The 23,685-nt window shown below is 69.1% G+C and carries 23 protein-coding genes and 1 other RNA gene; 7 read left to right on the top strand and 17 right to left on the bottom strand.

Annotation, left to right across the window (positions count from 1 at the left end):
• The first annotated feature begins 5 nt into the window (after window positions 1–5).
• Window positions 6–587: a thymidine kinase gene (locus PMES_RS06735; RefSeq protein WP_159964742.1), complete on the top strand. Its 582-nt coding sequence runs from the start codon at window positions 6–8 to the stop codon at window positions 585–587.
• On the opposite strand, the gene PMES_RS06730 is transcribed toward PMES_RS06735, so the two are convergent.
• From PMES_RS06730 to PMES_RS06695, 8 genes are all read right to left on the bottom strand, one after another.
• Window positions 584–934 carry a tRNA-binding protein gene (locus PMES_RS06730; RefSeq protein WP_159964741.1) on the bottom strand — a complete coding sequence of 117 codons (351 nt, stop codon included), beginning with the start codon at window positions 932–934 and terminating at the stop codon, window positions 584–586. The two genes, PMES_RS06735 and PMES_RS06730, sit on opposite strands and share 4 nt — an antisense overlap.
• Complete coding sequence (proC, locus tag PMES_RS06725; RefSeq protein ID WP_201288966.1) at window positions 931–1,734, bottom strand: pyrroline-5-carboxylate reductase; 804 nt, start codon at window positions 1,732–1,734, stop codon at window positions 931–933. Before proC ends, PMES_RS06730 begins: the two co-directional genes overlap by 4 nt.
• Window positions 1,735–2,082: 348 nt before the next feature.
• Window positions 2,083–2,586, bottom strand: a complete 504-nt coding sequence (locus PMES_RS06720; protein WP_159964739.1) for a type III secretion system chaperone family protein — start codon at window positions 2,584–2,586, stop codon at window positions 2,083–2,085.
• Between the two features lie 192 nt (window positions 2,587–2,778).
• Window positions 2,779–4,095: an MBL fold metallo-hydrolase gene (locus PMES_RS06715; protein WP_159964738.1), complete on the bottom strand. Its 1,317-nt coding sequence runs from the start codon at window positions 4,093–4,095 to the stop codon at window positions 2,779–2,781.
• Window positions 4,096–4,140: 45 nt separating this feature from the next.
• The gene (recR, locus tag PMES_RS06710) at window positions 4,141–4,740 is read right to left on the bottom strand and encodes a recombination mediator RecR (RefSeq protein WP_159964737.1); all 600 of its coding nucleotides are present in this window, start codon (window positions 4,738–4,740) and stop codon (window positions 4,141–4,143) included.
• Between the two features lie 40 nt (window positions 4,741–4,780).
• Window positions 4,781–5,125, bottom strand: coding sequence for a YbaB/EbfC family nucleoid-associated protein (locus PMES_RS06705; protein WP_159964736.1), 345 nt, complete (start codon window positions 5,123–5,125; stop codon window positions 4,781–4,783).
• A gap of 66 nt (window positions 5,126–5,191) precedes the next feature.
• Entirely contained in the window at window positions 5,192–7,033 is a 1,842-nt protein-coding gene (locus PMES_RS06700) for a DNA polymerase III subunit gamma/tau (RefSeq protein WP_159964735.1), read from the bottom strand.
• Window positions 7,034–7,110: 77 nt separating this feature from the next.
• Window positions 7,111–7,506, bottom strand: a complete 396-nt coding sequence (locus PMES_RS06695) for a DUF202 domain-containing protein (protein WP_159964734.1) — start codon at window positions 7,504–7,506, stop codon at window positions 7,111–7,113.
• 166 nt (window positions 7,507–7,672) lie between these two features.
• On the opposite strand from PMES_RS06695, the gene PMES_RS06690 reads away from it, so the two are divergent.
• Entirely contained in the window at window positions 7,673–7,954 is a 282-nt protein-coding gene (locus PMES_RS06690; RefSeq protein WP_159964733.1) for a hypothetical protein, read from the top strand.
• A 53-nt stretch (window positions 7,955–8,007) separates the two neighbouring features.
• On the opposite strand, the gene ffs is transcribed toward PMES_RS06690, so the two are convergent.
• From ffs to PMES_RS06675, 3 genes are all read right to left on the bottom strand, one after another.
• An RNA gene (gene ffs, locus PMES_RS06685) (signal recognition particle sRNA small type) lies at window positions 8,008–8,106 on the bottom strand.
• A 30-nt stretch (window positions 8,107–8,136) separates the two neighbouring features.
• The gene (locus PMES_RS06680; protein WP_159964732.1) at window positions 8,137–8,811 is read right to left on the bottom strand and encodes an HAD family hydrolase; all 675 of its coding nucleotides are present in this window, start codon (window positions 8,809–8,811) and stop codon (window positions 8,137–8,139) included.
• 42 nt (window positions 8,812–8,853) lie between these two features.
• Window positions 8,854–10,842 (bottom strand): bifunctional 2',3'-cyclic-nucleotide 2'-phosphodiesterase/3'-nucleotidase, encoded by a 1,989-nt coding sequence (locus PMES_RS06675; RefSeq protein WP_159964731.1) that lies wholly within the window; start codon window positions 10,840–10,842, stop codon window positions 8,854–8,856.
• Between the two features lie 185 nt (window positions 10,843–11,027).
• Here PMES_RS06675 and nudC point away from each other — a divergent pair, with 185 nt between their 5' ends.
• The 3 genes from nudC to PMES_RS06660 all read left to right on the top strand — a co-directional run bounded on the left by nudC (window position 11,028) and on the right by PMES_RS06660 (window position 13,396).
• Window positions 11,028–11,996 carry an NAD(+) diphosphatase gene (gene nudC, locus PMES_RS06670; RefSeq protein ID WP_159964730.1) on the top strand — a complete coding sequence of 323 codons (969 nt, stop codon included), beginning with the start codon at window positions 11,028–11,030 and terminating at the stop codon, window positions 11,994–11,996.
• Between the two features lie 45 nt (window positions 11,997–12,041).
• A complete protein-coding gene (locus tag PMES_RS06665; protein ID WP_159964729.1) occupies window positions 12,042–12,503 on the top strand; it encodes an SRPBCC family protein in 462 nt (153 codons plus the stop codon).
• Between the two features lie 197 nt (window positions 12,504–12,700).
• Entirely contained in the window at window positions 12,701–13,396 is a 696-nt protein-coding gene (locus PMES_RS06660) for a CDP-alcohol phosphatidyltransferase family protein (RefSeq protein WP_159964728.1), read from the top strand.
• Between the two features lie 16 nt (window positions 13,397–13,412).
• Here the strand turns inward: PMES_RS06660 and PMES_RS06655 are convergent, their stop codons facing one another.
• The 5 genes from PMES_RS06655 to PMES_RS06635 all read right to left on the bottom strand — a co-directional run bounded on the left by PMES_RS06655 (window position 13,413) and on the right by PMES_RS06635 (window position 20,143).
• Window positions 13,413–14,249, bottom strand: a complete 837-nt coding sequence (locus PMES_RS06655; RefSeq protein WP_159964727.1) for a DMT family transporter — start codon at window positions 14,247–14,249, stop codon at window positions 13,413–13,415.
• Window positions 14,246–14,494: a DUF3253 domain-containing protein gene (locus PMES_RS06650; protein ID WP_159964726.1), complete on the bottom strand. Its 249-nt coding sequence runs from the start codon at window positions 14,492–14,494 to the stop codon at window positions 14,246–14,248. Before PMES_RS06650 ends, PMES_RS06655 begins: the two co-directional genes overlap by 4 nt.
• Entirely contained in the window at window positions 14,491–17,475 is a 2,985-nt protein-coding gene (gene ileS / locus PMES_RS06645; protein ID WP_159964725.1) for an isoleucine--tRNA ligase, read from the bottom strand. The genes PMES_RS06650 and ileS overlap by 4 nt, the downstream gene beginning before the upstream one ends.
• Before the next feature lie 189 nt (window positions 17,476–17,664).
• The gene (locus tag PMES_RS06640; protein ID WP_159964724.1) at window positions 17,665–18,693 is read right to left on the bottom strand and encodes a YcjF family protein; all 1,029 of its coding nucleotides are present in this window, start codon (window positions 18,691–18,693) and stop codon (window positions 17,665–17,667) included.
• A 34-nt stretch (window positions 18,694–18,727) separates the two neighbouring features.
• Complete coding sequence (locus tag PMES_RS06635; RefSeq protein ID WP_159964723.1) at window positions 18,728–20,143, bottom strand: YcjX family GTP-binding protein; 1,416 nt, start codon at window positions 20,141–20,143, stop codon at window positions 18,728–18,730.
• Between the two features lie 99 nt (window positions 20,144–20,242).
• Between PMES_RS06635 and truA the strand changes: the two genes are divergently transcribed.
• Window positions 20,243–21,031, top strand: a complete 789-nt coding sequence (gene truA, locus PMES_RS06630) for a tRNA pseudouridine(38-40) synthase TruA (RefSeq protein ID WP_159964808.1) — start codon at window positions 20,243–20,245, stop codon at window positions 21,029–21,031.
• Here truA and PMES_RS06625 read toward each other — a convergent pair.
• On the bottom strand, window positions 20,986–22,395 hold the full coding sequence (locus tag PMES_RS06625) for an MATE family efflux transporter (protein ID WP_159964722.1): 1,410 nt from the start codon (window positions 22,393–22,395) through the stop codon (window positions 20,986–20,988). The two genes, truA and PMES_RS06625, sit on opposite strands and share 46 nt — an antisense overlap.
• A 283-nt stretch (window positions 22,396–22,678) precedes the next feature.
• Here PMES_RS06625 and PMES_RS06620 point away from each other — a divergent pair, with 283 nt between their 5' ends.
• Entirely contained in the window at window positions 22,679–23,659 is a 981-nt protein-coding gene (locus PMES_RS06620) for a DUF808 domain-containing protein (protein WP_159964721.1), read from the top strand.
• Window positions 23,660–23,685: the final 26 nt, after the last annotated feature.

The following is a 23,685-nucleotide window of genomic DNA, read 5'->3' as shown; positions in this document are numbered from 1 at the left end:
GCCTCATGGCCAAGCTCTATTTCCACTACTCCACGATGAATGCGGGCAAGTCGACGCTGCTCTTGCAGGCGGCGCATAACTACCGCGAGCGCGGCATGGAGGTGCTTCTTCTGACCGCACAGCTCGATGCGCGAGCCGGACAGGCCAAGATCGCCAGCCGGATCGGCATCGGGTCGGATGCGCGCACATACACGCCGCGCACCGACCTTCTCGGCCTAGCCGAGGCGCATATGGCCCATGGCCCCCTTGCTTGCCTCTTTATCGACGAGGCGCAGTTTCTCACCCATGAGCAGGTTTGGCAGCTGGCCAGGATCGCGGATGATTTGTCGGTGCCGGTGATGTGCTACGGATTACGTGTGGATTTCAGGGGTGCGCTCTTTCCAGGCTCGGCTGCGCTTCTGGCGATCGCAGACCATCTGCGCGAAGTGCGCACCATCTGCCATTGCGGGCGCAAGGCGACGATGGTCGTGAGGCAGGATGCCGGGGGCCGGATTCTCACCGAGGGCGAGCAGGTCGAGATCGGCGGCAACGAGCGCTACGTCTCCCTGTGCCGCCGCCATTGGCGCCGCGCGGTCGGGGCGCCCTAGTAAAGCCGCGCGCCAGGGGCGGGCCCCTCACCCGTCACCGACGGATCGGGCACGGCCAGCACGACCTCGCCGGCCGCATCCGGCAGACCCAGCACGAGAACCTCGGACATGACCTTGCCGATCTGCCGGGGCGGGAAGTTCACCACCGCGAGCACGTTCCTGCCGATGAGCGATTCCGGGGTGTAATGGGCGGTGATCTGCGCCGAGCTGCGCTTCTCGCCCAGCTCGGGTCCGAAATCGATCCAGAGCTTGATGGCCGGCTTGCGCGCCTCCGGAAAGGGCTCCGCGCGAGTGATCCGCCCGACGCGGATGTCGAGCTTGAGGAAATCGTCGAAACTCGCGCTCATTCGCGCAGCTCGCGCGAGCGGGCGGCCGCCGCGGCGACCGTGCGTCCGATGAGCCCCCCGAGCCCGTCGCGGTCGGACAGCAGGACCTCCAGCCCGGCCTGCGTCGTGCCATTGGGCGAGGTCACATTGCGGCGCAGGATGCCGGGCGGCTCGGTGCTTTCCTCGGCCAGCTGTCCGGCCCCGCCGACGGTCGCCTTGGCAAGACGCATCGCCATGTCCGCCGGCAGACCCTCGGCCTCGCCAGCGGCGGCCATCGCCTCGATCAGGGCGAAGACATAGGCCGGACCCGATCCCGAGAGCGCCGTCACGGCGTCGATCTGCGCCTCGCCATCCAGGCGCACCGTCTGTCCCACGGCCCCCAGAAGGGCCTCGGCATCCGGGAGGGCCGATTGGGCCGCGGCGTTGCACGCGATCGCGGTGATGCCCCGGCCGATCGCGGCGGGCGTGTTGGGCATCGCGCGGATCACCGGGGTACCGGCGCCAAGGCGATCCTCGAATGTCGCGATCGTAACCCCGGCCGCCACCGAAAGGAAGGTCGTATCACCGCGGCCCAGCTCCGATATGCCCGGAAGGGCGGTGTCCATCACCTGCGGCTTCACCGCCACGACGACCATCGCGGGACGTTCGGGCAGACCTTCGTTGAGGTGCACACCGCTCGCCGCGAGCCAGTCGCCCGGCTTGGGATCGATCACCCAGACCGAGCTTGCCGGAAAGCCGCTGCGCAGCCAGCCATCGAGCATCGCCGAGCCCATCTTGCCGCAGCCGACGAGCACCAGTCCGCGCGTCCGAAGATCATCCATACCGTCCAACTCCCCTTGCCGGGCCGCGGTCCCCGGCCCCGTCGGCGCAGAGTGTCGCGGCGCGGCGCGGGGTGCAAGCACTCTGCGGAACGCCGGCGGCGCAAGCCCCATAGGCCGGGGAGCGGAAGGCAGGAATTGCAAGGCACGCGCCCCGCGGCGCCTTGGGGGACCGCACCGCGCGCAAGGGGCAAGCAGGAAGAAGGGGGAGAAACGGGACGGCATTCGCGCGATCGCCTTGGGGGAGCGCGCCGCACGGATGCCCCGGCAAGGCGTGTCAGGGTGTGCGGGCGTCGCGGAAAATCGGGGCCGGTCCGGGTCGGTCGGGGCGGGGCGGACCGGAGCGGCCGGTCAGGCGCGCCCGTAAGCCTCGCAGATCGCGATCTTCATCGAGCTGTCCACGGTACGGCGGCCCCAGGTGGCCAGCTGGAAGGCGGGATAGAAGCGTTCCGCCGCCGATACCGCCGCGCTGATCATGCGCGCGATCTGTTCGGGGTCGGCCACCTGTCCGCCATCGAGGGCGAGCCCGTAGCGCCAGACCATCAGGCGCTGATCCGCCCAGTAGGTGAAGGCCCCCGCCCAGCATTGGTCATTGGTCAGGTTGAGCAGTTCGTAGAGCTGCGGAAGGCGATCCTCCGGCGGCTCCATCTCGAAGGTCGAGATGAGACGCAGCATCTCGTCGGCCGACGACCAGGCCAGCGTCAGCGCATAGGTCCGCCATTGCCCCTCGACGGACATGGTGATCTGATCGTCGGCGATCCGGTCGAACTCCCAGTCATGACGCGCTGCGATGCTCTCGACGATATCGATCGGATCGAACGCCTCGGCGCCGTCGAGATCGTGGGTTGATGCCATCCTCGGCCTCATAACTTGCAGCCGCGATGCGCCGATCGGCGTCGCGGCGAAATGCCTGCGGGGAATGGTTCGTTCAGGATCGACCACTCTGGGTGGCATCGTGTTGCAACAGGTCAAGCCTGTAAAGCGTTTTCGTGGCAGCCGGGCCGCGCAAGTTGTGGATATGCCGCGCAATGCCCGGCCCGGCCGTCCTCACGAATGGAAGAAGGACATTGCATGGTAGAGCTCTCGGTCGAACCTGTCAGGCCGGCGCTCGTAGCTGAGATGCGAGCCGATCTCGGCATTGTTCCAATGCGCGTGTCGCGGCCCTTGCAACAACGCGCCGAGAAGCCGGCGATCGGTTTCGATCCTGACATAATCTCCCGCCGGCAGCGCATGGATGCGCTCGGGCGGGCGGGCGGCATCGAAGCCGATCGCGAAATCATCGGCGGTTACCACGATCCGCGTGGCATCCGACAGTCCGATCTGGGCGGCCTTGCCGGCAAACCGGGGATAGGCGGCCTGCGCCATCTCAAGGAGCGCGTCATCGCCCGGGGCGGGCAGCGCGTCGTAGTCGTAGGGATGCTCCGCGATCTGCGCGAGATAGGCCGCGCGGGCGGCGGGATCGGGGGCGGTGGGCGGCGCGCTTGCCTCGCGGGCCCCGAGATCCCAGCTCTGAGCCGCATCCAGAATGAAGCCCTGGCATTCGGCGGGAACGCGCGGGACGATCTCGGCGAGGGCCTCGTCGAGGCCGGGCACCCCGCGTGCGTCGTTGAGCGCCCCCTTGCGCCCGCCCAGCACATAGGTGCCGGCGAAGGGCATGAACGCCGCCGGGCGCACACGCTCGATATAGGCGACCGCCTGGTCGATGAACTGCGCCCTCTTGCGGTCGGCGGCGGCGCGCATCTGCGCGGTGTCGGCAAAGGCGAAGCATTGCGGGAAGGGCCCGGCGCCGGCATAGCCGACCAGCATCAGGTCGATCGAGCCATGCTCGGCCAATACCCGGTCCACGGCGTCGCGCGCCAGCGGCTCGGGGCAGTCGTTGGTATTGAGGATGACGTGGGTTCCGTCCGAGATCACCGAGAGCGTGTCGATCCGGGTCATCCGGAACTTCGCCTCCACCGGGGCGCAGCCGAAATAGCGCGCGCAAAGCTCGGGGTCGCAGTTGTCGGCACCGAGGATCTGGATGAACCCGCCACCCGGCAGATCGAAGCGCTCGTTATGCGGCAGCTCGATCACCTCGAAACCCATCCGCTCGAGGTTCATCCTGAGGAACTTCTCCTCGAAGTCGTGGATGAGGACCGGCTTGGATTTGTCAAGACGCGCCATCGTCTTGCGCGACATGTGGTCCGGGTGGATATGGCTGACATAGATGTAGTCGTATTCCAGGTCCTCGGGCCGCCCGGGATAAGGCGGGTAATGGAACCAGCTTCCGTAATACTCGCCATCCACCAGCCAGGGATCGGTAAGGATGCGCGTGCCGTTGGTCTCGATCATCACGGTCGCGGATTGCAGATGTGTCAGCTTCACGGAAGATCTCCTGCGGAATGACCCGGCGCCCTCGGGGAGCGCGGCTCAGAAGGCACGGCGGGCGTTCAGGGCGGCGGTGATGGTGCCGTCATCGAGGTAGTCGAGCTCACCGCCGATCGGCACGCCCTGCGCCAGGGATGTCAGCTCGATCCCGTGCGGCTCGATCTGCTCTGCGATGTAATGGGCGGTCGTCTGCCCGTCCACGGTCGCACCGAGCGCCAGGATCACCTCGCGCACCCCCTCGGGCGCGAGGCGGGCGACAAGGCGCGGGATGCGCAGCTCGTCCGGCCCGACGGCATCAAGCGCGGAGAGCGTCCCGCCAAGGACGTGGTAGCGGCCCTTGAAGATCCCCGAGCGTTCCATGGCCCACAGGTCGGAGACATCCTCGACCACGCAAAGCTCGCCATTCGCCCTGGCCTCGGACGCGCAGATCGCGCAAAGCTCGGTTCCGGAGATGTTGCCGCAGAGCGTGCATTCGCGCGCCGTCGCCGCGACCCGGCCCATCTGCTCGGCAAGGGGCTTCATCAGGATCGAGCGCTTCTTCACGAGATGCAGCACGGCACGGCGCGCCGAGCGTGGCCCGAGCCCCGGAAGCCGCGCCATCAGCGCGATCAGATCGTCGATATCGGTGGCGGCGTCGCTCATCTGGCATCCGGGCGCCCGTGGGGCGCCCCGTCCTCCCCGCTCAGAAGGGCAGCTTCATGCCGGCGGGCAGTCCCAGCCCCTCGGTCAGCTTGCCCATCTCTTCCTGGCTCTTGGCGCTGGCCTTCTGCTGGGCATCCTTGATCGCGGCGAGGATCAGGTCCTCGACGACTTCCTTCTCGTCGGGGTTGAAGATCGAGGGATCGATGTCGAGCCCGGTCAGCTCGCCCTTGGCGGTTGCGGTCGCCTTGACCAGTCCGGCGCCCGACTCTCCCGTCACGCTGATCGACGCGAGCTCGGTCTGAAGCTGTTCGACCTTGCCCTGCATCTCCTGCGCGGCCTTCATCATCTTGCCCATGTCACCGAGCCCGCCCAAACCTTTGAACATCACGTCGTCTCCCTGTTGTCGATCACTTGCCATGTATTCACCCGCGCCCCCCGCGGCAAGGGACGCTCAGTCTTCCTCGAAGGGGTCCCATTCGTCCTCGACCTCGGGCAGCGCCTCGACGGCGGCCGCGGCTGCGATCTCGCCCATGCTGCGGATGTCCTCGATCCTGGCGGCGGGAAAGGCGCTGCGCACCGCCTGCATCAGCGGATGGGCCTCGGCACGAGCGCGCAGGGCGGCCCCTTCGGCGTCGCGCTCCTCGGCGATGGTGGGCGCGCCGCCCTCGTTGACCAGGCTGACCGCCCAGCGCACCCCGGTCCACAGCTGCAACCGCTGCGCGAGCCGCCCGGCAAGATCGCGCGGCGCATCGCCCGTCGGCTCGAACTCGATCCGTCCGGGGGCGTAGCTCGCAAGGCGCAGGCAGGTCTCGATCTCGATCAGCAGCTTGGCGTCGCGATTGGCGCGCACCAGCGCGACGACCTGGTCGAAACTGGCGAAACGGGCAAGGGCCGGCACGGTCTCGGGCGCCAGTGCCGCCGAGGGGCCGGGACCCGCGCCGCTCGCCCGCGGGCTCGCCGTGGCGCCTTGCGCGGCCCCCGGGTTCGGTGCGTGACGGGGTTCCTGTCCCCCGGCCCGCGCACCGCCGGATGCGCCGGCCGCCGGAGCGGCGGAGGACCGTGCCGCTCCGCCACCGGTGCCCTGGCCGCCCTCTTGCCCGCCTGCCTGAGCGCCGCTGCCACCACGGGGGGGCGCGTCATGCAGCCTGCGCAGCAGATCCTCGGGCGGCGGCAGGTCCGCCACATGGGTCAGGCGGATGATCGACATCTCGGCCGCCATCATCGCGTTCGGCGCGGAGGAGACCTCTTCGAGCGCCTTGAGCAGCATCTGCCATGTCCGCGTCAGCACGCGCATCGGCAGGCGCTCTGCCATCGACAGGCCGCGGCTCCGCTCGTCGGGCCCCACGGTCGGATCCTCGGCCGCGGCCGGCGTGATCTTCACCACGCTGACCCAATGGGTGATCTCCGCCAGATCGCGCAGCACCGCCACCGGGTCCGCCCCGTCGGCATATTGCCCGGCAAGCTCGGAGAGCGCGCCGCCGGGATCGCCGGCCATGATCAGGTCGAACAGGTCAAGCACCCGCCCCCGGTCGGCAAGGCCGAGCATGGCGCGCACCTGTTCGGCGGTGGTCGCGCCGGCGCCATGGGCGATCGCCTGATCCATCAGGCTCATCGCATCGCGCACCGAGCCTTCGGCGGCGCGGGAAATCAGCGCCAGGGCCTCCTCGTCGATCTCGGCCCCCTCCTTCGCCGCGATCGCGCCCAGATGGGCCATCATCACCTCGGGCTCGATGCGCCGCAGATCGAAGCGCTGGCACCGCGAGAGCACCGTCACCGGGACCTTGCGGATCTCGGTGGTGGCGAAGATGAACTTCACATGCGCCGGCGGCTCCTCGAGGGTCTTGAGGAGCGCGTTGAAGGCGGAGGTGCTGAGCATGTGCACCTCGTCGATGATGTAGATCTTGTAGCGCGCGGACCCGGGCGCGTATTGCACCGAGTTCAGGACGTTGTCGCGGATGTCGTCGATCCGCGTCTGGCTGGCGCCGTCCATCTCCAGGACATCGACATGGCGCCCTTCGGCGATCGCCCGGCAATGCTCGCAGACACCGCAGGGCTCGGTGGTCGGGCCGCCCTGCCCGTCCGGCCCGATGCAGTTCATGCCCTTGGCGATGATGCGTGCCGTCGTCGTCTTGCCGGTGCCGCGGATGCCGGTCATGATGAAGGCTTGGGCGATCCGGTCCGCCTCGAAGGCGTTCCTGAGCGTGCGCACCATCGCCTCCTGGCCGATCAGGTCGGCGAAGGTCGCGGGGCGGTATTTCCGGGCGAGCACCTGATAGGCGGGACTGTCTGACATGGGGGCCTGCGGCTTGTGGAAAGAAGGGAGCGGACCGGCGGCAGACTAGGCGCGCCGATGCGGCGCGTCCACCCGGCTCAGACGATCCACAGCAGCACGCCCGTCCCCGCCGCACCGAGCATCATCAGAACGGTGATCGCGGTGATCCCCCGCCGGCGCATCGCGTCCACGCTGTGCCGGTCGAGATCGTCGAGCGAGGAGAGCGTCTTGCCGCGCGCCATCCAGAAGACGATGATCGCCCCGAGCACGAAGATGCTGGCGACGCTGCGCGCGGGGGAGATCGGCCCCTCGGCATCGCCGAAGATCGCCGCCAGGGCGATCGCCACCGCGAGCGCGGTCAGCCCGGTGCGCAGCCAGCTTGCGAAGGTGCGCTCGTTCGCCAGAATGGTGCGGTCCTCGGCCCAGTCCGTGCGGTCCTCCGCCCAGTCGGTGCGATCCCGTGCGAGAGCGCTTTTCTTGTCGCGTGTTCCCATGAGGGGCATTTTAATGCGCGGGCCGGGCATGTCGAGCCGCTGGGGCATATGCCGGGCGGCCAAGCGCCATGGACATGCAGGGTTTTGCCGCATGGACGATCCGGGGCGCGGTGATATGAGGACCGCAGCGCAAGACGCACGGGGTCCCAGGCGGATGAACAACAGGATGAAAGTGGCGGTCTGGCTGGCCGTCTGGACGGCTCTCACGGTGGCAAGCGTGATCGCGTCGCTGCGCGCGGCGGATGCGATCGGAGCGATTCGCGGCTTTGCCATCTGGCAGCTCGGCGCCGGAACGGCCGCGACCGTCCTTTGGTGCCTGCGCCCGCGCCTTGCGCCCAGAACGACATTGCGCCGCGCGGCCGCCGTGCCGGGTCTTCTGTCGGGGGCGCTGGTTCTGGGTCTGATCGCCTTGCTGGGCTGGGGCTTCCTCGTCTCCGCGCTGCGCTAGCGCCGGGGCCTGCGCCGCTCCGGGCAGGGCGGCCTGCCGCGCGAGGGGGCGTGAGGTGAGAGGCTGGACAACGACCCAAGCGAGGCTCGTTACGGCTGCTTCCTTCCGGACCTGACCGGGTTGGCGAGGTGCCTGCCCGCGCCAACCTCTCACGCCCCAAATACGCGCCGCCATGGCCGAGATCAACCCCCGGCGGGCACCAGATCAGCCCAGGCGGCCCCTTCGGCGAGGGTTCTGGCGAGGAAATGCGCGCCGCTCGGACCCCGGGCGGATTGATCGGGGATCTGCACCACGGTCATTCCGGCCGCGAGGGCGGCCCGCGTTCCGACATCCGAATCCTCGAAAACGAGGCAGCGCGCGGGCGCGATCCCGAGGCGCCGCGCGGCCTCGATGAAGACATCGGGCGCCGGCTTGCCGCGCGCCACCTGTTCGAAGCCGATCACCACCTCGAAGCGTCCGGCGAGCGATGAGGCCTCGAGCTTGCTGACGGCGCCCTGCGTGCGGCTGTTCGTGGCCACCGCGCGCGGCAGTCCGAGCGCGTCGATCCGGTCGAGAAGAGCGAGCGCACCCTCCATGACCGGCACGCCGCTGCGGCAGCGCCGGGCCATCGCGGCGCGCCAATGCGACATCGTGCGCTCCTGCTCGAGCACCACCCCCAGGTGGCGCGACAGGACGGCGAGGGCGGTGGGGCTGTCGAGACCGATCAATCCGCGCATCGTGGCGGCATCGACATTGTGCCCCAGCTCCGCGAGCGCCTCGATCCCGGCCTCGAGCCCAAGGCTCTCGGTGTCAAGCAGCGTGCCGTCGAGATCGAAGATCTCCGCGGCGAATGGCCGGCCGGCGGGTGGGTGGGACATCGAGCGCGATCCTTCTTGCAAACGCGCCCCCGGTCTAGCCCATTACAGGGCGATGCGGAACCGATCGAAGCCGTCCGGCCCTTGCCCCGCCGGCGAGATCGACATGCCCGGCACCGCGCCGGCATGCGCGCCCGCCCCCGGTCCGCTGTCGAAGAGCACCGTGGCGCCCGGCATCGGCGCGAAGCGCCAGTTGCCGTCGGCGCGCGGGCTGATCGTGCCGCGCTCCATGATGTAGCGCACGATCACGTCGCGGTTGGTATCGGGCCCCTCGAAGATGATCGTGTCGCCGTCGGCGCCCGGAAAATCGCCGCCCCCCGCGGCGCGGTAGTTGTTCGTGGCGACGACGAAACCGTCATCGGGTTTCACCCGGTCGCCCTCGTGGCGCAGATCGACGATGCGATGCGCGCCGGGGTGCAGAAGCGCGCCGTCGCGCCCGTATCTCGACGGCTGCGACAGGTCGATCGTGTAGCTCAGCCCGTCGATGACATCGAAATTGTAGCTCGGGAAGTCAGGATCGAGCAGCATCTGGTCCACCGCCCCCGGCGCGATCTGGTTGAACATGCCCGCCGCGCGTTCGAGCCATTCGCGCACTTGTGCGCCGCTCACCTTCACCGCGCGGATCGTGTTGGGATACAGGTAGAGATCGGCGATGTTCCTGATCGCCAGGTCCCCCGCGGGCACGTCGGTATAGTATTGCGGCCCGCCGCGCCCCCCGGCCTTGAAGGGGGCGGCGGCGCTCAGCACCGGCAAATCCTCGTAGGGCGTGCCTTCGAGCATCTGCTCGATATACCATTTCTGGGCGCGGTTGACGATCTGCACCGAGGGATCGTCGGCGACCAGGGCGAAGTAGCTGTGCAGCGGCGCGTCGCTGCGTCCCACCGGCCGGCGCACGTAGTCGAGGGTCGCCTCGTGATCGGCCTGCGTGACGGCCAGCACCCTGTCATCGCTCGGCACCAGCGCCTCCGCCCGGCCCGCCCCGCCGCGCTGCGCGATCGGGCGGATCGCCACCTCGTGCCCCGCCACGCGCCAGCCCGCCCCGGCGCGCTCGAGCAGCAGGTCGATCACCCCCAGATCGGAGCCCCAGAAACCGGCCATCACCGCCGGGGTGCCCTGCAACGTGCCGCCGGCCACGTCCACGCCGGCATGCCCCTCGTAATCGGGACCCGGAAAGACACGGTGCGAATGGCCCGCCAGGATCGCGTCGATCCCCGGCACCGCGCCCAGCGCGGTCGAGGCGTTCTCCATCATCTCCAGCGCCTCGGGGGCACCGATGCCGGAATGCGACAGGGCGATGACGATATCGGCCCCCTCCGCCCGCATCCGCGGGACATAGGCCCGCGCGCAGTCGACGATGTCGCGCACCGTTACCCGTCCCTCGAGGTGATGGCGGTCCCATTTCATGATCTGCGGCGGGGTGAACCCGATGAGGCCGATGCGGATGGGGTGTCCCTCGCCCGACCCGTCCAGCAGGACGCGATCGAGGATGACATAGGGCGGCAGGAGGGTGGTGTCATCGAGCGGCGACGCGCCCCGCTCGGTCACGACATTGGACAGGACGAGCGGAAATTTCGCACCGGCCAGCGAGTTCAGCAGGAAATCGAGCCCGTAGTTGAACTCGTGGTTTCCCAGCGTCGCGCCATCGAAGCCCAGCGTGTTGAAGGCGGTGATCATCGGGTGGCGGTCGCCGGCGAGCATCCCGCGATCATAGGCCATGTAATCGCCCATCGGGTTGCCCTGCAGGAAATCACCGTTGTCGAGCAGCAGGCTGTTGCGGGCCTCGGCGCGGATCGCCGCGACGTGGGTGGCGGTCCGCGCGAGCCCCACGGCGGCATCGGGCCGGTCCGCGTAATAGTCATAGGGCCAGATATGCATGTGCAGGTCGGTGGTCTCCATCACCCGCAGATGGACCTGCCCGGCGGCGGCATTGGCGGTAAAGGGATGCACGATCGCCAGCCCCCCGCCGCAGGCCGCGCCCCCGATGAACCCGCGCCGGCTCATCGATATGCCAGAGTGTGCCGCAATGCTCCCCATACCACTGTCCTTGCTGTGCTGCCGAGCGTGATGCGCTGCATCGTTCCGATCCTCCGACAGTGCAGGAAGAGCCGCTTTCGGGCAAGCCGCGGCCTTCTCTACCTAAGGTTGCATAAGCCGTTTCGGGTGGCGTTGCAATCGTCGCTCTGGAATGGATATGCCCGTGCGGCATCGGGAGAACAGTCATGCGCCTTGCGGAAACGGTGACCTTCGGCGGATCGGCCCGGCTCGACCGGACCGCGCAACTTCGTGCCGCGCCGGAGACGCTGGCCACCCTCGCCGACGATGCGCGGGCGCGGGTATTGCTCATGTGGCGCGGCAAGCCGTTGCTGGTCCAGGGGGGGCAGGATCCGCGGCTGGGCTGGTCGCGCCGGCCTGTGGCCGCCGATGCCGGCTGCGGCCCGCTGCTCTTTCTCGGGCTCGATGAAGGCGCCCCCCGATTCGCGGCGGAGCTGCGCGACTGGCCGGGCTGCGCCCCGCTTTCGGGACCGGGCGGCTTCGGCGACGATTCGGTGCAGCCCCACCCTGCCCTGTCACCGGATCTGGGCTTTGCCGACCTGCGCGGGGTGATGGCCCGCCTCGAACCCCATGAAGCCGAGCTTGCCGCGACCGCCCGCGGATTGCTCGAATGGCATCGCACCCACGGTTTCTGCGCACGCTGCGGGGCCGCCTCGCAAAGCGCGCAAGGCGGCTGGCAAAGGCATTGCCCCTCCTGCGGCGCGTCCCATTTCCCGCGCACCGATCCGGTCGTCATCATGCTCATCACCCATGGCAACGAGGTCCTTCTGGGCCGCTCGCCGGGCTGGCCGGAGGGAATGTTCTCGCTGCTCGCGGGCTTCGTCGAGCCCGGAGAGACCGTCGAGGCCGCGGTACGGCGCGAGGTGCGCGAGGAGAGCGGCGTCGTGGTGGGGCCCGTGCGCTACCTGGCCAGCCAGCCCTGGCCCTTTCCCGCCTCGCTGATGATCGGCTGCCGGGGCGAGGCGCTCGAGACCGCGATAACCATCGACCCCACCGAGATCGATGAGGCGCTCTGGGTCAGCCGCGAGGATGTCGCGCTGGCCTTTGCCGGTGACCATCCGCGCATCGCGCCCCCGCGCGAGGGGGCCATCGCGCGGTTTCTGCTGGCCAACTGGCTTGCGGACAGGCTGGATTGACGCGACAACGGGGACACCAAGATAAAGCACACGGAACCAAGCCTCATGAAGTTCTCGTCGCGCAGGGATATCGCCGCTCCGCAGGAGGTCGTGTTCGATCAGCTGTCCGATTTCTCGGCCGCCGAACGCCTGGCGCAGGGTCGCGGCGTCCGGGTCGAGCGCCTGGCAGGCCCGCCCCCCGAAGCCTCGCGCTGGATGATCAGCTACGAGTTTCGCGGGCGCGAGCGCCGGCTCGATGCGCATGTGACCTCCTACACGCCGCCGGAGGGCTTCACGATCTCGGGCGTCTCCGACGGGATCACCCTTCAGATCGACATCGAGGTGATCGCCCTTGCCCCCGACCGCACCCGCCTGGCGCTCGGGATCGAGCTGCGCCCGCGCACCTTGCCGGCCCGCATCCTCGTGCAATCGATGAAGCTGACGAAACCGGCCCTGTCGCGCCGGCTCGACACGCGGATCGACACCATCGCCGCGCGCATCGAGCGTCAGCACCGACCCGTCTCCTGAGGCCACCTTCGTGCCGCCGAACGCGCGGCATGGGGCGGCTTTCCCGCGCCCGCCGGCACCTTGCGCAGGGCCGGCGCCGCCGCGCGCGCCCGGCCCGTCCCGCCCTGTCCCGTCCGCCCGGCGGCGGAGCTTCGCCCCTCCCGGCCCCTTGCGTCATTGTGTTTGCGCCTTGGGCACGATTGCGTCATGACAATGCGATGACAGTTCAGTTCCGTGCCCTCCTCGTTCACCTTCTGACCGCCACGGGGGTGGTCTTCGCCATGCTGGCCCTGCTGGCCGCCGTCGACGAGCAATGGGGGCTGATGTGGCTCTGGCTCGTCGTGGCCTTCTTCGTCGACGGGATCGACGGGCCCCTTGCACGCAAATACGATGTCGGCCGCAACGCGCCGCGCTATGACGGCGTGCTGATGGACCTGATCATCGACTACATCACCTATGTCTTCATCCCCGCCTTCGCGCTTTTCAGCTCGGGGCTGCTGCCGGGCTGGACCGGGTGGATCGCGATCATCGTGATCACCTTCGCCAGCGTCGTCTATTTCGCCGATACCGGCATGAAGACCAAGGATTACAGCTTTTCCGGCTTTCCGGGCTGCTGGAACATGATGGTGCTCGTGATGTTCGCCGTGGCCCCGCCCTGGTGGGCGATCCTGATCATCACCGGGTTCTTGTCGGTGGCAATGTTCCTGCCGCTGAAATTCGTCCATCCCGTCCGCACCCAGCGCTGGCGCGCGGTCACCCTGCCGATGGCACTGGCTTGGGTCTTCTTCGGGGCATGGGCGGCATGGGTCGATTTCGATCCGGCAAGCTGGGCGCATTGGGGCTTGGTCGTCACGTCGGCCTACCTCGCGTTCGCCGGGGTGCTGCAGCAGGCGCTCTACGGGCCCGACGGCTGAGGTCCCGCGCGCGGTTTCAGAGCCGGGTCAGGACGACGCCCGCGAGGATGACCGCGCCGGAGGCGAGCTTGTGGCGGCTCATCGGCTCGCCGACCAGCACCCAGCCGATGAGCATCGCGAAAAGTATCGAGCTTTCGCGCAGCGCGCTGACAAGCGCGATCGGCGCCTGCGTCATGGCCCAGACGGCGATCGCGTAGGCGGTAAAGGAAGCCGCCCCCCCAAGCCCGCCGCGCAGCAGGGCCGCCGGGCGCGCCCGCAGCACCCCGGGCCCGCGCAGCAGCAGGGCAACGGGCACGAAGAAGACCAGCCCCACGAGGAGCGACCAGGCCACGTAGGTCGGCCCATCGCCCAGAAGGCGCGCCCCGCTGCCATCGACGATGGAGTAGCCCGCGGTGCAGATCGCGGCCCCCAGGGCGAAGGGCAGCAGCGCGGTCCGCTCGCCGTCCCGGCCGATGCCACGGGCCATCGACACGATCCCGAGACCCAGGAGCGCGATGCCGGCGATCTCGGTCGGCATGAGCCGGTCGGGAAGGACGAACGCTCCCGCCGCGAGCACGAGGAGCGGCGCTGTTCCACGTGAAATGGGGTAGACCCGGCTCAGATCGCCGCGCTCGTAGGCCATCGCGAGACAGACCTGGTAGGCGGTGTGGATAAGGCCGGATGCCAGGAGCCATGGCCACAGCTCGGCGGGGGGAAGCGGCTTGAAGGCGACGAAGACCGCCGCGACGGCGGCATTCCCCGCGCTTAGCAAGAGCATCGCCGCGACCTTGTCCTCGCCGGTCTTCACCAGGGCGTTCCAGAAGGCGTGCAGGAAAGCGGCCAGGAGGACGGCCGCGAAGACCCCCGCGCTCATGCGCCCGGTCGAAGGCTCAGGCGGATCGGGCCGCCGGGGGCTTCCGGCGCGATCTCGACCCCTTTGCGCGATGCCCTGAGCGGCAGTCCGGCCGCCACGCGCCGCACGTCCTGCATCAGCGGGCGCCAATCGGCGGCAAGCACGCGCGCCGCCTCCGAGGGGCAGAAGCTCGCCCCGGTGCCCCGTCGATGCGCCAGGTCCATCAGGACCGCCGCGATCTCCGCGTCACCGGGGCGGGCGGTCATTCGATCTCCGCCAGGGCCGCGTCGCAGCGGCCGCAGACATCCGGATGCGCATGCGTTCCCACATCCGGCAGGATCTTCCAGCAGCGCTGGCATTTTGCGCCATCCGCCTCGTCGAAGACAACCGCGACGCCCTCGACGCCCTCCAGCGTGAAGGCCCCTTCGGGTGCCGTGTTGGTGCTCAGGGTGATGCCGCTGGTGATGCACAGGTCGGCGAAGGTTGCCGGATCGCTCACGGCCCGCGCCAGTTCGTCGGCGAGGTAGACGACCGGCGCCGCTTCGAGGCTCGCGCCGATGGTCTTGTCGCGGCGCTTCTCCTCGAGCGCGCCGGTCACCACGCGGCGCACCGACCGCACCCGGCCCATCCGCTCGGCCAGCGCATCGTCGCGCCAGTCCTCAGGTGTGGCGGGCATGTCCGCGAGGTGAACCGAGGCCCCCGCATCCTTGTGCCGCTCAAGCCAGACCTCTTCGGTGGTGAAGGTCAGGATCGGCGCGAGCCACGGGATCAGCCGGTCGTAGATCGCCCCCAGAACCGCCTCGCAGGCCAGGCGGCGCGGGCTGTCCGGCGCATCGCAATAGAGCGCGTCCTTGCGGATATCGAAGTAGAAGGCCGACAGGTCCAGCGTCGCGAAATCGAAGATCGCGCGCCAGGCCTTCTGGAAGTCATAGGCGTCATAGGCGGCGCGCACCTGCCCGTCGAGCTGCCAGAGCCGGTGCAGCATGAGCCGCTCGAGCTCCGGCAGATCGCCCTGGGCGGGCAGGTCCGGCACGGTCTCGGGCAGGCTGCCGAGCACGAAGCGCAACGTGTTGCGCAGCCGGCGGTAGCTGTCCGCGACACCCTTGAGGATCTCGTCCCCGATGCGCAGATCGCCGGTATAGTCGGACTGCGCCACCCAGAGCCGCAGGATGTCGGCGCCGTATTGCTGCACGACCTTCTCGGGGGCCACGGTATTGCCCACCGATTTCGACATCTTGTTGCCCTTGGCATCGAGGGTGAAGCCGTGGGTCAGCACGCCCCGATAGGGCGCGCGCCCGATCGTGCCGCAGGCCTGCAGCATCGAGGAGTGGAACCAGCCGCGATGCTGATCGGTGCCCTCGAGATAGAGATCGGCAAGCCCGTCCCCGGAGCCGTCCTCGCGGTCGCGCAGCACGAAGGCATGGGTTGAGCCGCTGTCGAACCACACGTCGAGGATGTCGAAGACCTGCGCGTAATCGTCAGGGGATACGATGCCGGAGAGGAACCGCTCCTTGGCGCCCTCCTCGTACCAGCAATCGGCCCCCTCGGCCTCGAAGGCCTCGACGATGCGGGCGTTGACCTCCTCGTTGCGCAGCAGGAAGCCCTCGTCATCGGGCTTGGCGCCCTTCTTGACGAAACAGGTCAGCGGCACGCCCCAGGCGCGCTGGCGCGAGAGCACCCAGTCGGGGCGCTGCTCGATCATCGCGTGAAGCCGGTTGCGCCCGCGCGGCGGCGTCCATGTCACCAGCTCGTCGATCGAGGTCAGCGCGCGCTCGCGGATGGTCTTGCCATGGGTGTCCAGCCCGTCGCCGACCTCGCGGTCGATGGCGGCGAACCATTGCGGCGTGTTGCGGTAGATCAGCGGCGCCTTGGAGCGCCAGCTATGCGGATAGCTGTGGGTGAGCTTGCCGCGCGCGATCAGGCCGCCGGCTTCCTGCAGCGCCTCGATCACGGCCTTGTTGGCGTTGCCCTCCTTGCCGTTCGGCTTCAGGATCGCCTTGCCGCCGAAGAGCGGCAGATCATCGCGGTAGCGCCCGTCCTCCATCACGTTATAGGTCATTGGCAGCCCGTATTTCAGGCCCATCTGGTAATCGTCGTCGCCATGGCTGGGGGCGGTGTGGACGAAGCCCGTGCCGGCCTCGGCGGTGACGTGATCGCCCGAGATCATCGGCACGTCGAAGTCCCATTCGCCTTCGCCGCCCTCGGCGCCGCGCAGCGGGTGCGCGCATTCCGCGCCATCGGGGTTGAAGCCGATCACCCGCTGCCAGGCATCGATGCGCGCGCTCTTGCGGACCTCCTCGGCCAGGTCATCGGCAAGGATCAGCACATCGCCCGGCTTGGCCCAGTTGTCCCCGGCCGCCTCCGTCACCTGGTAGACGCCGTACTTGATGTCCGAGCTGAAAGCGATGGCGCGGTTCTGCGGGATGGTCCAGGGCGTCGTCGTCCAGATCACCACCGATGCCTGTCGCAGCGTGTGATCGAGCGAGGCGAGGTCGAACTGTCCCTCGTCATCGCCGATGAACATCACCGCGTCCATCGCCGAGGATGGCAGCTTGGTCAGCGGGAATTTCACCCAGATCGTGTGGCTGACATGATCGTGGTATTCGACCTCGGCCTCGGCAAGCGCGGTCTTCTCGACCGGCGACCACATCACCGGCTTGGAGCCCTGGTAGAGCGTGCCGTTCATCAGGAACTTCTGGAACTCCTCGGCGATCACCCGCTCGGCATGGTAATCCATCGTCAGGTAGGGATCGTCCCAGGCGCCGGTAATGCCGAGCCGCTTGAACTCGTCGCGCTGGATGTCGATCCAGCCGGCGGCGAAATCACGGCATTCGCGGCGGAACTCGACGACCGGCACGGCGTCCTTGTCGCGGCCCTTCTTGCGGTACTGCTCCTCGATCTTCCACTCGATCGGCAGGCCGTGGCAGTCCCAGCCGGGAATGTAGCGCGCGTCGCGGCCCATCATCTGCTGCGAGCGCACCACCATGTCCTTGAGGATCTTGTTGAGCGCGTGGCCGATATGCAGGTTGCCGTTGGCGTAGGGCGGGCCGTCATGCAGGGTGAAGGGCTTGCGCCCCTCTGCCTTCTCGCGCAGCCGGTCATAGATGCCGATCTCGGCCCAGCGGGCCAGCCATTCGGGCTCGCGCTTGGGCAGGCCCGCGCGCATCGGAAAATCGGTCTGCGGCAGGTTCAGGGTGGATTTGTAATCGGCGGTCCGGTCGGTATCGGCGGGCGTATCGGCGCACATGGAGGATCGTCCTCTGGGCAGGAATGTCTGGAAGAAGGTGGGGGGCGGCGCGGCGGTCCATGCGCCTTGTCCCGGCGGCTCGCGGATCAGAGCGCCGGGCAGATAATTCGCGGAATGATCGCAAAGGCCCACATATCAGCCGCGTTTATAGGCATCCCGCCGGGGCAGGACAAGCCGCCATGGCCGTGCTCAGCGCCCCGCACCGCCGAAGAGCCCGGTCAGCGCCCGGCTCACCACGGCATGGATCTGCGGGCGTTTCTGGCCCGAGAAGGGCAAGGGCCGGCAGACCTCCATCGCCGCGACCCCCACCCGCGCGGTCAGCGCCCCGTTGACGATGCCCTCGCCGAAGCGGCGCGACAGCTTCGACAGGACCGAGCCGCCGGCGACCGATCCGATCAGATCGTCCCCGACCGCCACCGCGCCGGTCGCCACGAGATGGGTCATCACCGCGCGGGTCAGTCGCCAGCTTCCCAATGTGCCGCCGCGTCCGCCGTAGATCTCGGCGATGCGGCGGATCATCCGCAGGTTCGCCCCGAGCGCCGAGACCACGTCGGCAAGCGCGAGCGGGACGATGGCGGTGACCATGGCCACCTGCCGGGCGGCGGCCTCGACCTCGAGCCGGGCGGCGGCATCGAGCGGGGCGAGAAGCTCGGCTTCTGCCAAGTGGAACAGACCATCCGCGTCGAAGGCCTCGGCGCTGCGCTCGGCGAGGCGCTCGCGCCCCCAGCGCAGCTCCTCGCGCGCGGCATAAAGTCCCGCAAGCTCGCCCGTGACGGCCCGCGCGGCGGGCAGGTCGTTGCCGGCGAGGGCGGCGGCCGCGGCCGTGTGCAGGTGGTCGAGCCGCGCGAGCCGCCGCAGGGCGAGAGCCTCGCGCAGGACGATCAGCAGGCAGACCGCGACGAAGGCCGCCGCCAGCGCGAGTGCGATCATCCCAAGCACCGGCTGCGCCGTGATGAGCGCATCGATCGCGGCCCAGCCCGCCAGCGAGATCGACAGGACCGCCAGCGCCCCGAGGAGGCGCCAGAACCAGCGCCCCAGCGCGGTGCTGCGCCGTGTCGCAAGCGCCGCCATGCTGCGCATCGCCGCGCCGTCCGGCGCGCCTTGCGGCAGGTCCGGCACGGGCGGGGCCTCCGCCGGACCGGGGCGCTCGGCCCCCGGCATGTCATCCTCGATCAGGATCGGGCCGCGGGGGCCTGCTGAGGGGCTGGCTGCCATCATCGGCACTCCTGCTGCGGTGGGGATTGGGGCCGCGTCACAGCCGGTCGCCGATCAGGAACTGCGCCGCCCGGTCGAGCCGGATATGCGGCGGTCCCTCGCCGGGCTTGAGCGCGAGCGGCTGCGGCGCGAAGCGCATGACGGAGTAATCCTCGTCCAGCCAGCGATCCGCCCCCTGCCGCGCCGGTCCAAGCAGGCGTCCCGGATCCTCCGGCAGCTCGCCGGGATGGAACGCGGCGCGCCGCCCGCTGTCCAGCAGGGTGCCGCGCACCACGTCGAGTGAGTGGCCCTCGTGGGTGATGGTGTCCTCGGTCGTGGCGCGCAGGGAGGCGATCGCCATCGCCGCCGTCTGCGCCCCGGCGAAATCGGCGCGGGCGCGCGCATCGGCGGCCAGCGCCTGCATGATGCCGGCGAGGCGCGCATGCTGGCGGTGATGGAGGTGATCGGCCTTGGTGGCGGCGAAGAGGATCCTCTCCACCCTTCGCCCCATCAGAAGGCGGCTGAGCCAGGCATTGCGCCCCGGACGGAAGGCCCCGAGGATATCGGTCATCGCCCGCCGCATGTCATCGACGGCCTGCGGCCCGGCATGGATCGCGCCCAGCGCGTCGATCAGCACCACCTGCCGGTCGATCCGCGCGAAATGATCGCGAAAGAACGGGCGCACCACCTCGCGCTTGTAGGCCTCGAAGCGCCGCTCCATCTCACGCCACAGGCTGCCGCGCGGCATCTGCCCCTCCTTGCGCAGGGGCGCGAATGTCAGGACCGGCGAGCCGGCGAGATCGCCGGGCAGCAGGAACCGCCCGGGCGTGCAGTCCGAGAAACCGGCCTCGCGCGCTTCGGTCAGGTAGCCGGTGAAGCTGCGCGCCAGCGCCTGGGCGCGCGGCTCGTCGAGCGGAGCGGCGGGATCGGCGGCGCCTTGCGCGTTCAGGAAATCGGCCGCCATCGGGCGCTTCGCGATCCGCTCCAGCACCTCGCCGGCCCATTCCTCGTAGCTGCGCTCCATCAGCGACAGGTCGAGCAGCCATTCGCCGGGATAATCCACGATATCGAGATGCAGTTTGCGCAGCCCGCGCAAGCCCCCGATCATGCCGCCGGGCTGCACCCTGAACGACAGCCGCAGCTCCGAGATCGCCCGAGTGCTTTCGGGCCAATGCGGCTGCTGGCCGGTCATTGCCGCGAGATGGGTCTCGAAGTCGAAGCGCGGCAGGGTGTCGTCGGGCTGCGGCTGCAGGTAGGCCGAGCGGATCGACCCGTTCGCGGCGGCGGCGAGCTGGGGCATCCGGCTGCGGTTGAGCAGGTTGGCCACGAGCGAGGTGATAAAAACCGTCTTTCCCGCACGGCTGAGCCCTGTCACCCCGAGCCGGATCGTCGGCTCGAAGAATGTTTCGGACACGGTGCCCGTCACGGTCTCGACCCCGCGCGTCAGCCCTTCGGCGATATCTCCGATGATCACGTCGCAGCGCTCCTCTGGCCTCGGCGCGAACATAGGGCGCGGCAGGGCCGGTTGCCAGTGATGCTTGCCCGCGCGCGCGCGCCGCGCTACTGCCCCGCCATGCCGCGCTATGCTCTCAGGATCGAATATGACGGCCATCCCTTCGCCGGCTGGCAACGTCAGAAGGACCAGCCTTCGGTGCAGGGCGCGGTCGAGGCGGCCTTGCGCAGGATCTCGCCGGGCCTCGAGGGGATCGCGGCGGCGGGGCGCACCGATTCGGGCGTGCATGCCACCGGTCAGGTGGCCCATTGCGACCTGCCGCGCGACTGGTCCCCCTTCCGTCTTGCCGAGGCGCTGAACTATCACCTCAAGCCCGCCCCCGTGGCGATCACGGCGGCGGCGCGCGTGGCGGATGACTGGCATGCGCGCTTCTCGGCCACCGAGCGGCGCTATCTCTTCCGCGTCCTGTGCCGGCGGGCGCCGCCCGTTCACCTCGCCGGGCTGGTCTGGCATCTGCGCCATCCGCTGGACGCCGACGCGATGCGCGCCGGGGCGGCGCATCTTCTGGGCCATCACGACTTCACCACCTTCCGCTCGACCATGTGCCAGGCCGACTCTCCCATGCGCACCCTCGACGCGCTGGAGATCGAGGAGCGCGACGCGGAGCCCGGCACCGAGTTCCGCTTCCACCTGCGCGCGCGCAGTTTCCTGCACAACCAGGTGCGCAGCATCGCAGGAACGCTGGAGCGGGTGGGAACGGGCGCATGGGCACCGGACGCCGTGGCCGAGGCGCTCGCCGCGCGCGACAGGGCAGCCTGCGGGCCGGTTGCGCCGCCGCAGGGGCTCTATCTCACGGGGGTCGGCTACCCCGAGGATCCCTTCGCGGCGCCCGGGGCCTTCACCGGCTGATCGAGCGTCCAGGCAAGGCCGCCGGGCCGCCAGAAGCGCACCATCAGCAGCACCGCCGCCGCGCCGAGGCCCGCCGCCAGCCCCAGCCAGATGCCGACCCCGCCCCAGCCCAGGGTGAAGCCCAGCACGTAGCTGATGGTGATCCCGATCAGCCAGTAGCTGATCCCCGCGATGACCATTGGCACGCGGGTATCCTGCACCCCGCGCAGCAGTCCCAGCGCCATCACCTGCGCGGCATCGACGAGCTGGAAGAGCGCGGCCGCCGCCAGAAGGCCGGTGCCGATCGCGAGCACCTCGCCGCGCGCGGGGTCGGCGGGATCGATGAACAGTCCCAGCAAGGGACGCGGCAGCAGCACGAACAGCAGCATCGTCGCCACGGCGAAGACGAGAGACAGGACCGTCACGACCCAGGCCCCGTGCCGCAGCTCCGGCCCGTTGCCGCGCCCCATCGCGTTGCCCGCGCGCACCGTGGCCGCGTTGCTCAGCCCCAGATGCACCATGAAGCTGACCGAGGCGATCTGCAGCGCGATCCCGTGCGCGGCGAGGGCCACCGTCCCCAGCCAGCCCATCATCACCGAGGAGGCCGCGAAAAGCCCCACCTCGGCGAGATTGGTCAGCCCGATCGGCCAGCCGAGACGGAAGACGGTGACGAAAGCCTCGCCATCGGGCTTCCAGAACCTGGTGAAGAGGGCATGTTTCGGCGTGCTCACGATGACGTAGGCGATGATCGCGAGCATCGAGGCGATATTGACGGCGAGCGAGGCCCAGGCCGCGCCGATGATCCCAAGCTCGGGCATTCCCCAGTTCCCGAAGATCAGCGCGTAGTTCACCGCGGCGTTGAGCGCCACCGCCGCGAGCGTCACCCACAGCACGAACTGCGTGCGCTCGAGCGCGGCAAGGTAGCTTTTCAGCACCATCACCACCAGCGCCGGCGCGATGGCCCAGCCCTGCAGCGCGAGGTAGCCGCCCGCAAGGGCGGAGACTTTCGGCTCCTGCCCCATCGCGTCCAGCAGCGGCCGCGCGAAGAGAAAGACCGGCATGACCAGCGCCGCGAAAAGCAGCGACAGCCACAGGGCCATCCTCGTGACACGGCGCACCTGCGCGTCCTCCCCCGCCCCCGAGGCGCGGGCCACCATCGGCATCACCGCCCAGGCAAAGCCCGAGCCCATGATGAAGAGCACGAAGAAGAGCGTCCCGCCCAGCACCTGCCCCGCAAGGTCGGCGACGCCGTACCAGCCCAGCATCAGCGCATCGGTCAGGGTGATGGCGAATTGCGCGACATGGCTGCCCACGAGGGGCAGTCCGAGCGTCAGGATCCGGCGCAGATGCCCGGCCGTTCCGATCCGCGATGTCACTTCCGGCATGTGCATCCGCGAAGCCGTAGCGGCATGCGCTCCGGCCGGCAAGGCCCGCCCGGAAGCATAGCGCGCCCGGCACAGGATCGGCGCCCCCGGGCATATGCGGCGGCCTCATCGAAGGGCCCGGCCCCGAACGGGCGGCCAGATGCAGCGGGGCGCGGCATTGATGCGCGGTGAACGGCATGCGGGGCTGTCAATATGCGTGAAATGTCCTAACTTGCCTCGCGCGTCGACAGAGCAGCAGATTGACACCGAAACAGACGGAGCCGGGACAGATGGATCAGAAAACATGAGCGGGCTGGTCGCCCTCCTCGACGATGTCGCGGCGATCGCCAAGGTCGCCTCGGCCTCCGTCGACGACGTGGTCGGACAGGCGGTGAAGGCGTCGTCCAAGGCCGCCGGCGCGGTAATCGATGATGCCGCCGTGACCCCGAAATACCTGCGCGGCTTCTCGGCCGAACGCGAATTGCCGATCGTGTGGAAGATCGCCCGCGGGTCCATCTTCAACAAGCTGGTGATCCTGCTGCCGGTGGCCCTGCTGCTGGCCAGCTTCGCGCCATGGGCGATCCCGCCCCTCCTGATGCTGGGCGGGCTCTACCTGTGCTTCGAGGGGGCCGAGAAGGTCTGGCACGTGATCAACCCCTCCGATCACAGCAGCGAGGAGCTGGTCGGCCAGAAGCTGACCGCCGCGCAGCTCGAGGAGAAAAAGGTCAAGGGCGCGGTGAAGACCGACTTCATCCTGTCGGCGGAGATCATGACCATCGTCCTGAGCGCCCTGCCCGATGACGGGTCGATCTGGATGACGGCCGGGAGCCTCGCCGCCGCCGCCGTCATCATCACCATCGCCGTCTACGGCTCGGTCGCGCTGATCGTGAAGGCCGACGATGTCGGACTGCACCTGGCCAACGAGAGCCGCAGCGGGGCGATGCGCAGCCTTGGACGCGCCATTGTCAAGGCGATGCCCTATTTCATGCAGGCCCTGGTGATCATCGGGACCGCCGCGATGATCTGGGTCGGCGGGTCGATCATCGTGCACAGCCTCGCGGAAATGGGCTGGAAGGCACCCTACGAGATCATCCATGACATCGCGGTGCAGGCCGGCCATGCCGTGCCCGCCATCGCCGGCACGGTGGAATGGACCGTCACCGCGCTGCTCGACGGGATCATCGGCCTGATCCTCGGCTTCATCCTGATCCCCATCGTCACCAAGGTGATCAACCCGATCATCGTGAAAGTGTGGCCGGGGGACAAGGCAGCCGCCGAACTCTGAAGGCTCCGGCCCTCACGATCGGGGCA

Origin of the sequence: Profundibacterium mesophilum KAUST100406-0324 (assembly GCF_009835145.1) — a bacterium.
Classification (GTDB): domain Bacteria; phylum Pseudomonadota; class Alphaproteobacteria; order Rhodobacterales; family Rhodobacteraceae; genus Profundibacterium; species Profundibacterium mesophilum.
The sequence above is the reverse complement of the archived record's forward strand: the minus strand, read 5'-3'. Positions and strand labels throughout refer to the sequence as shown.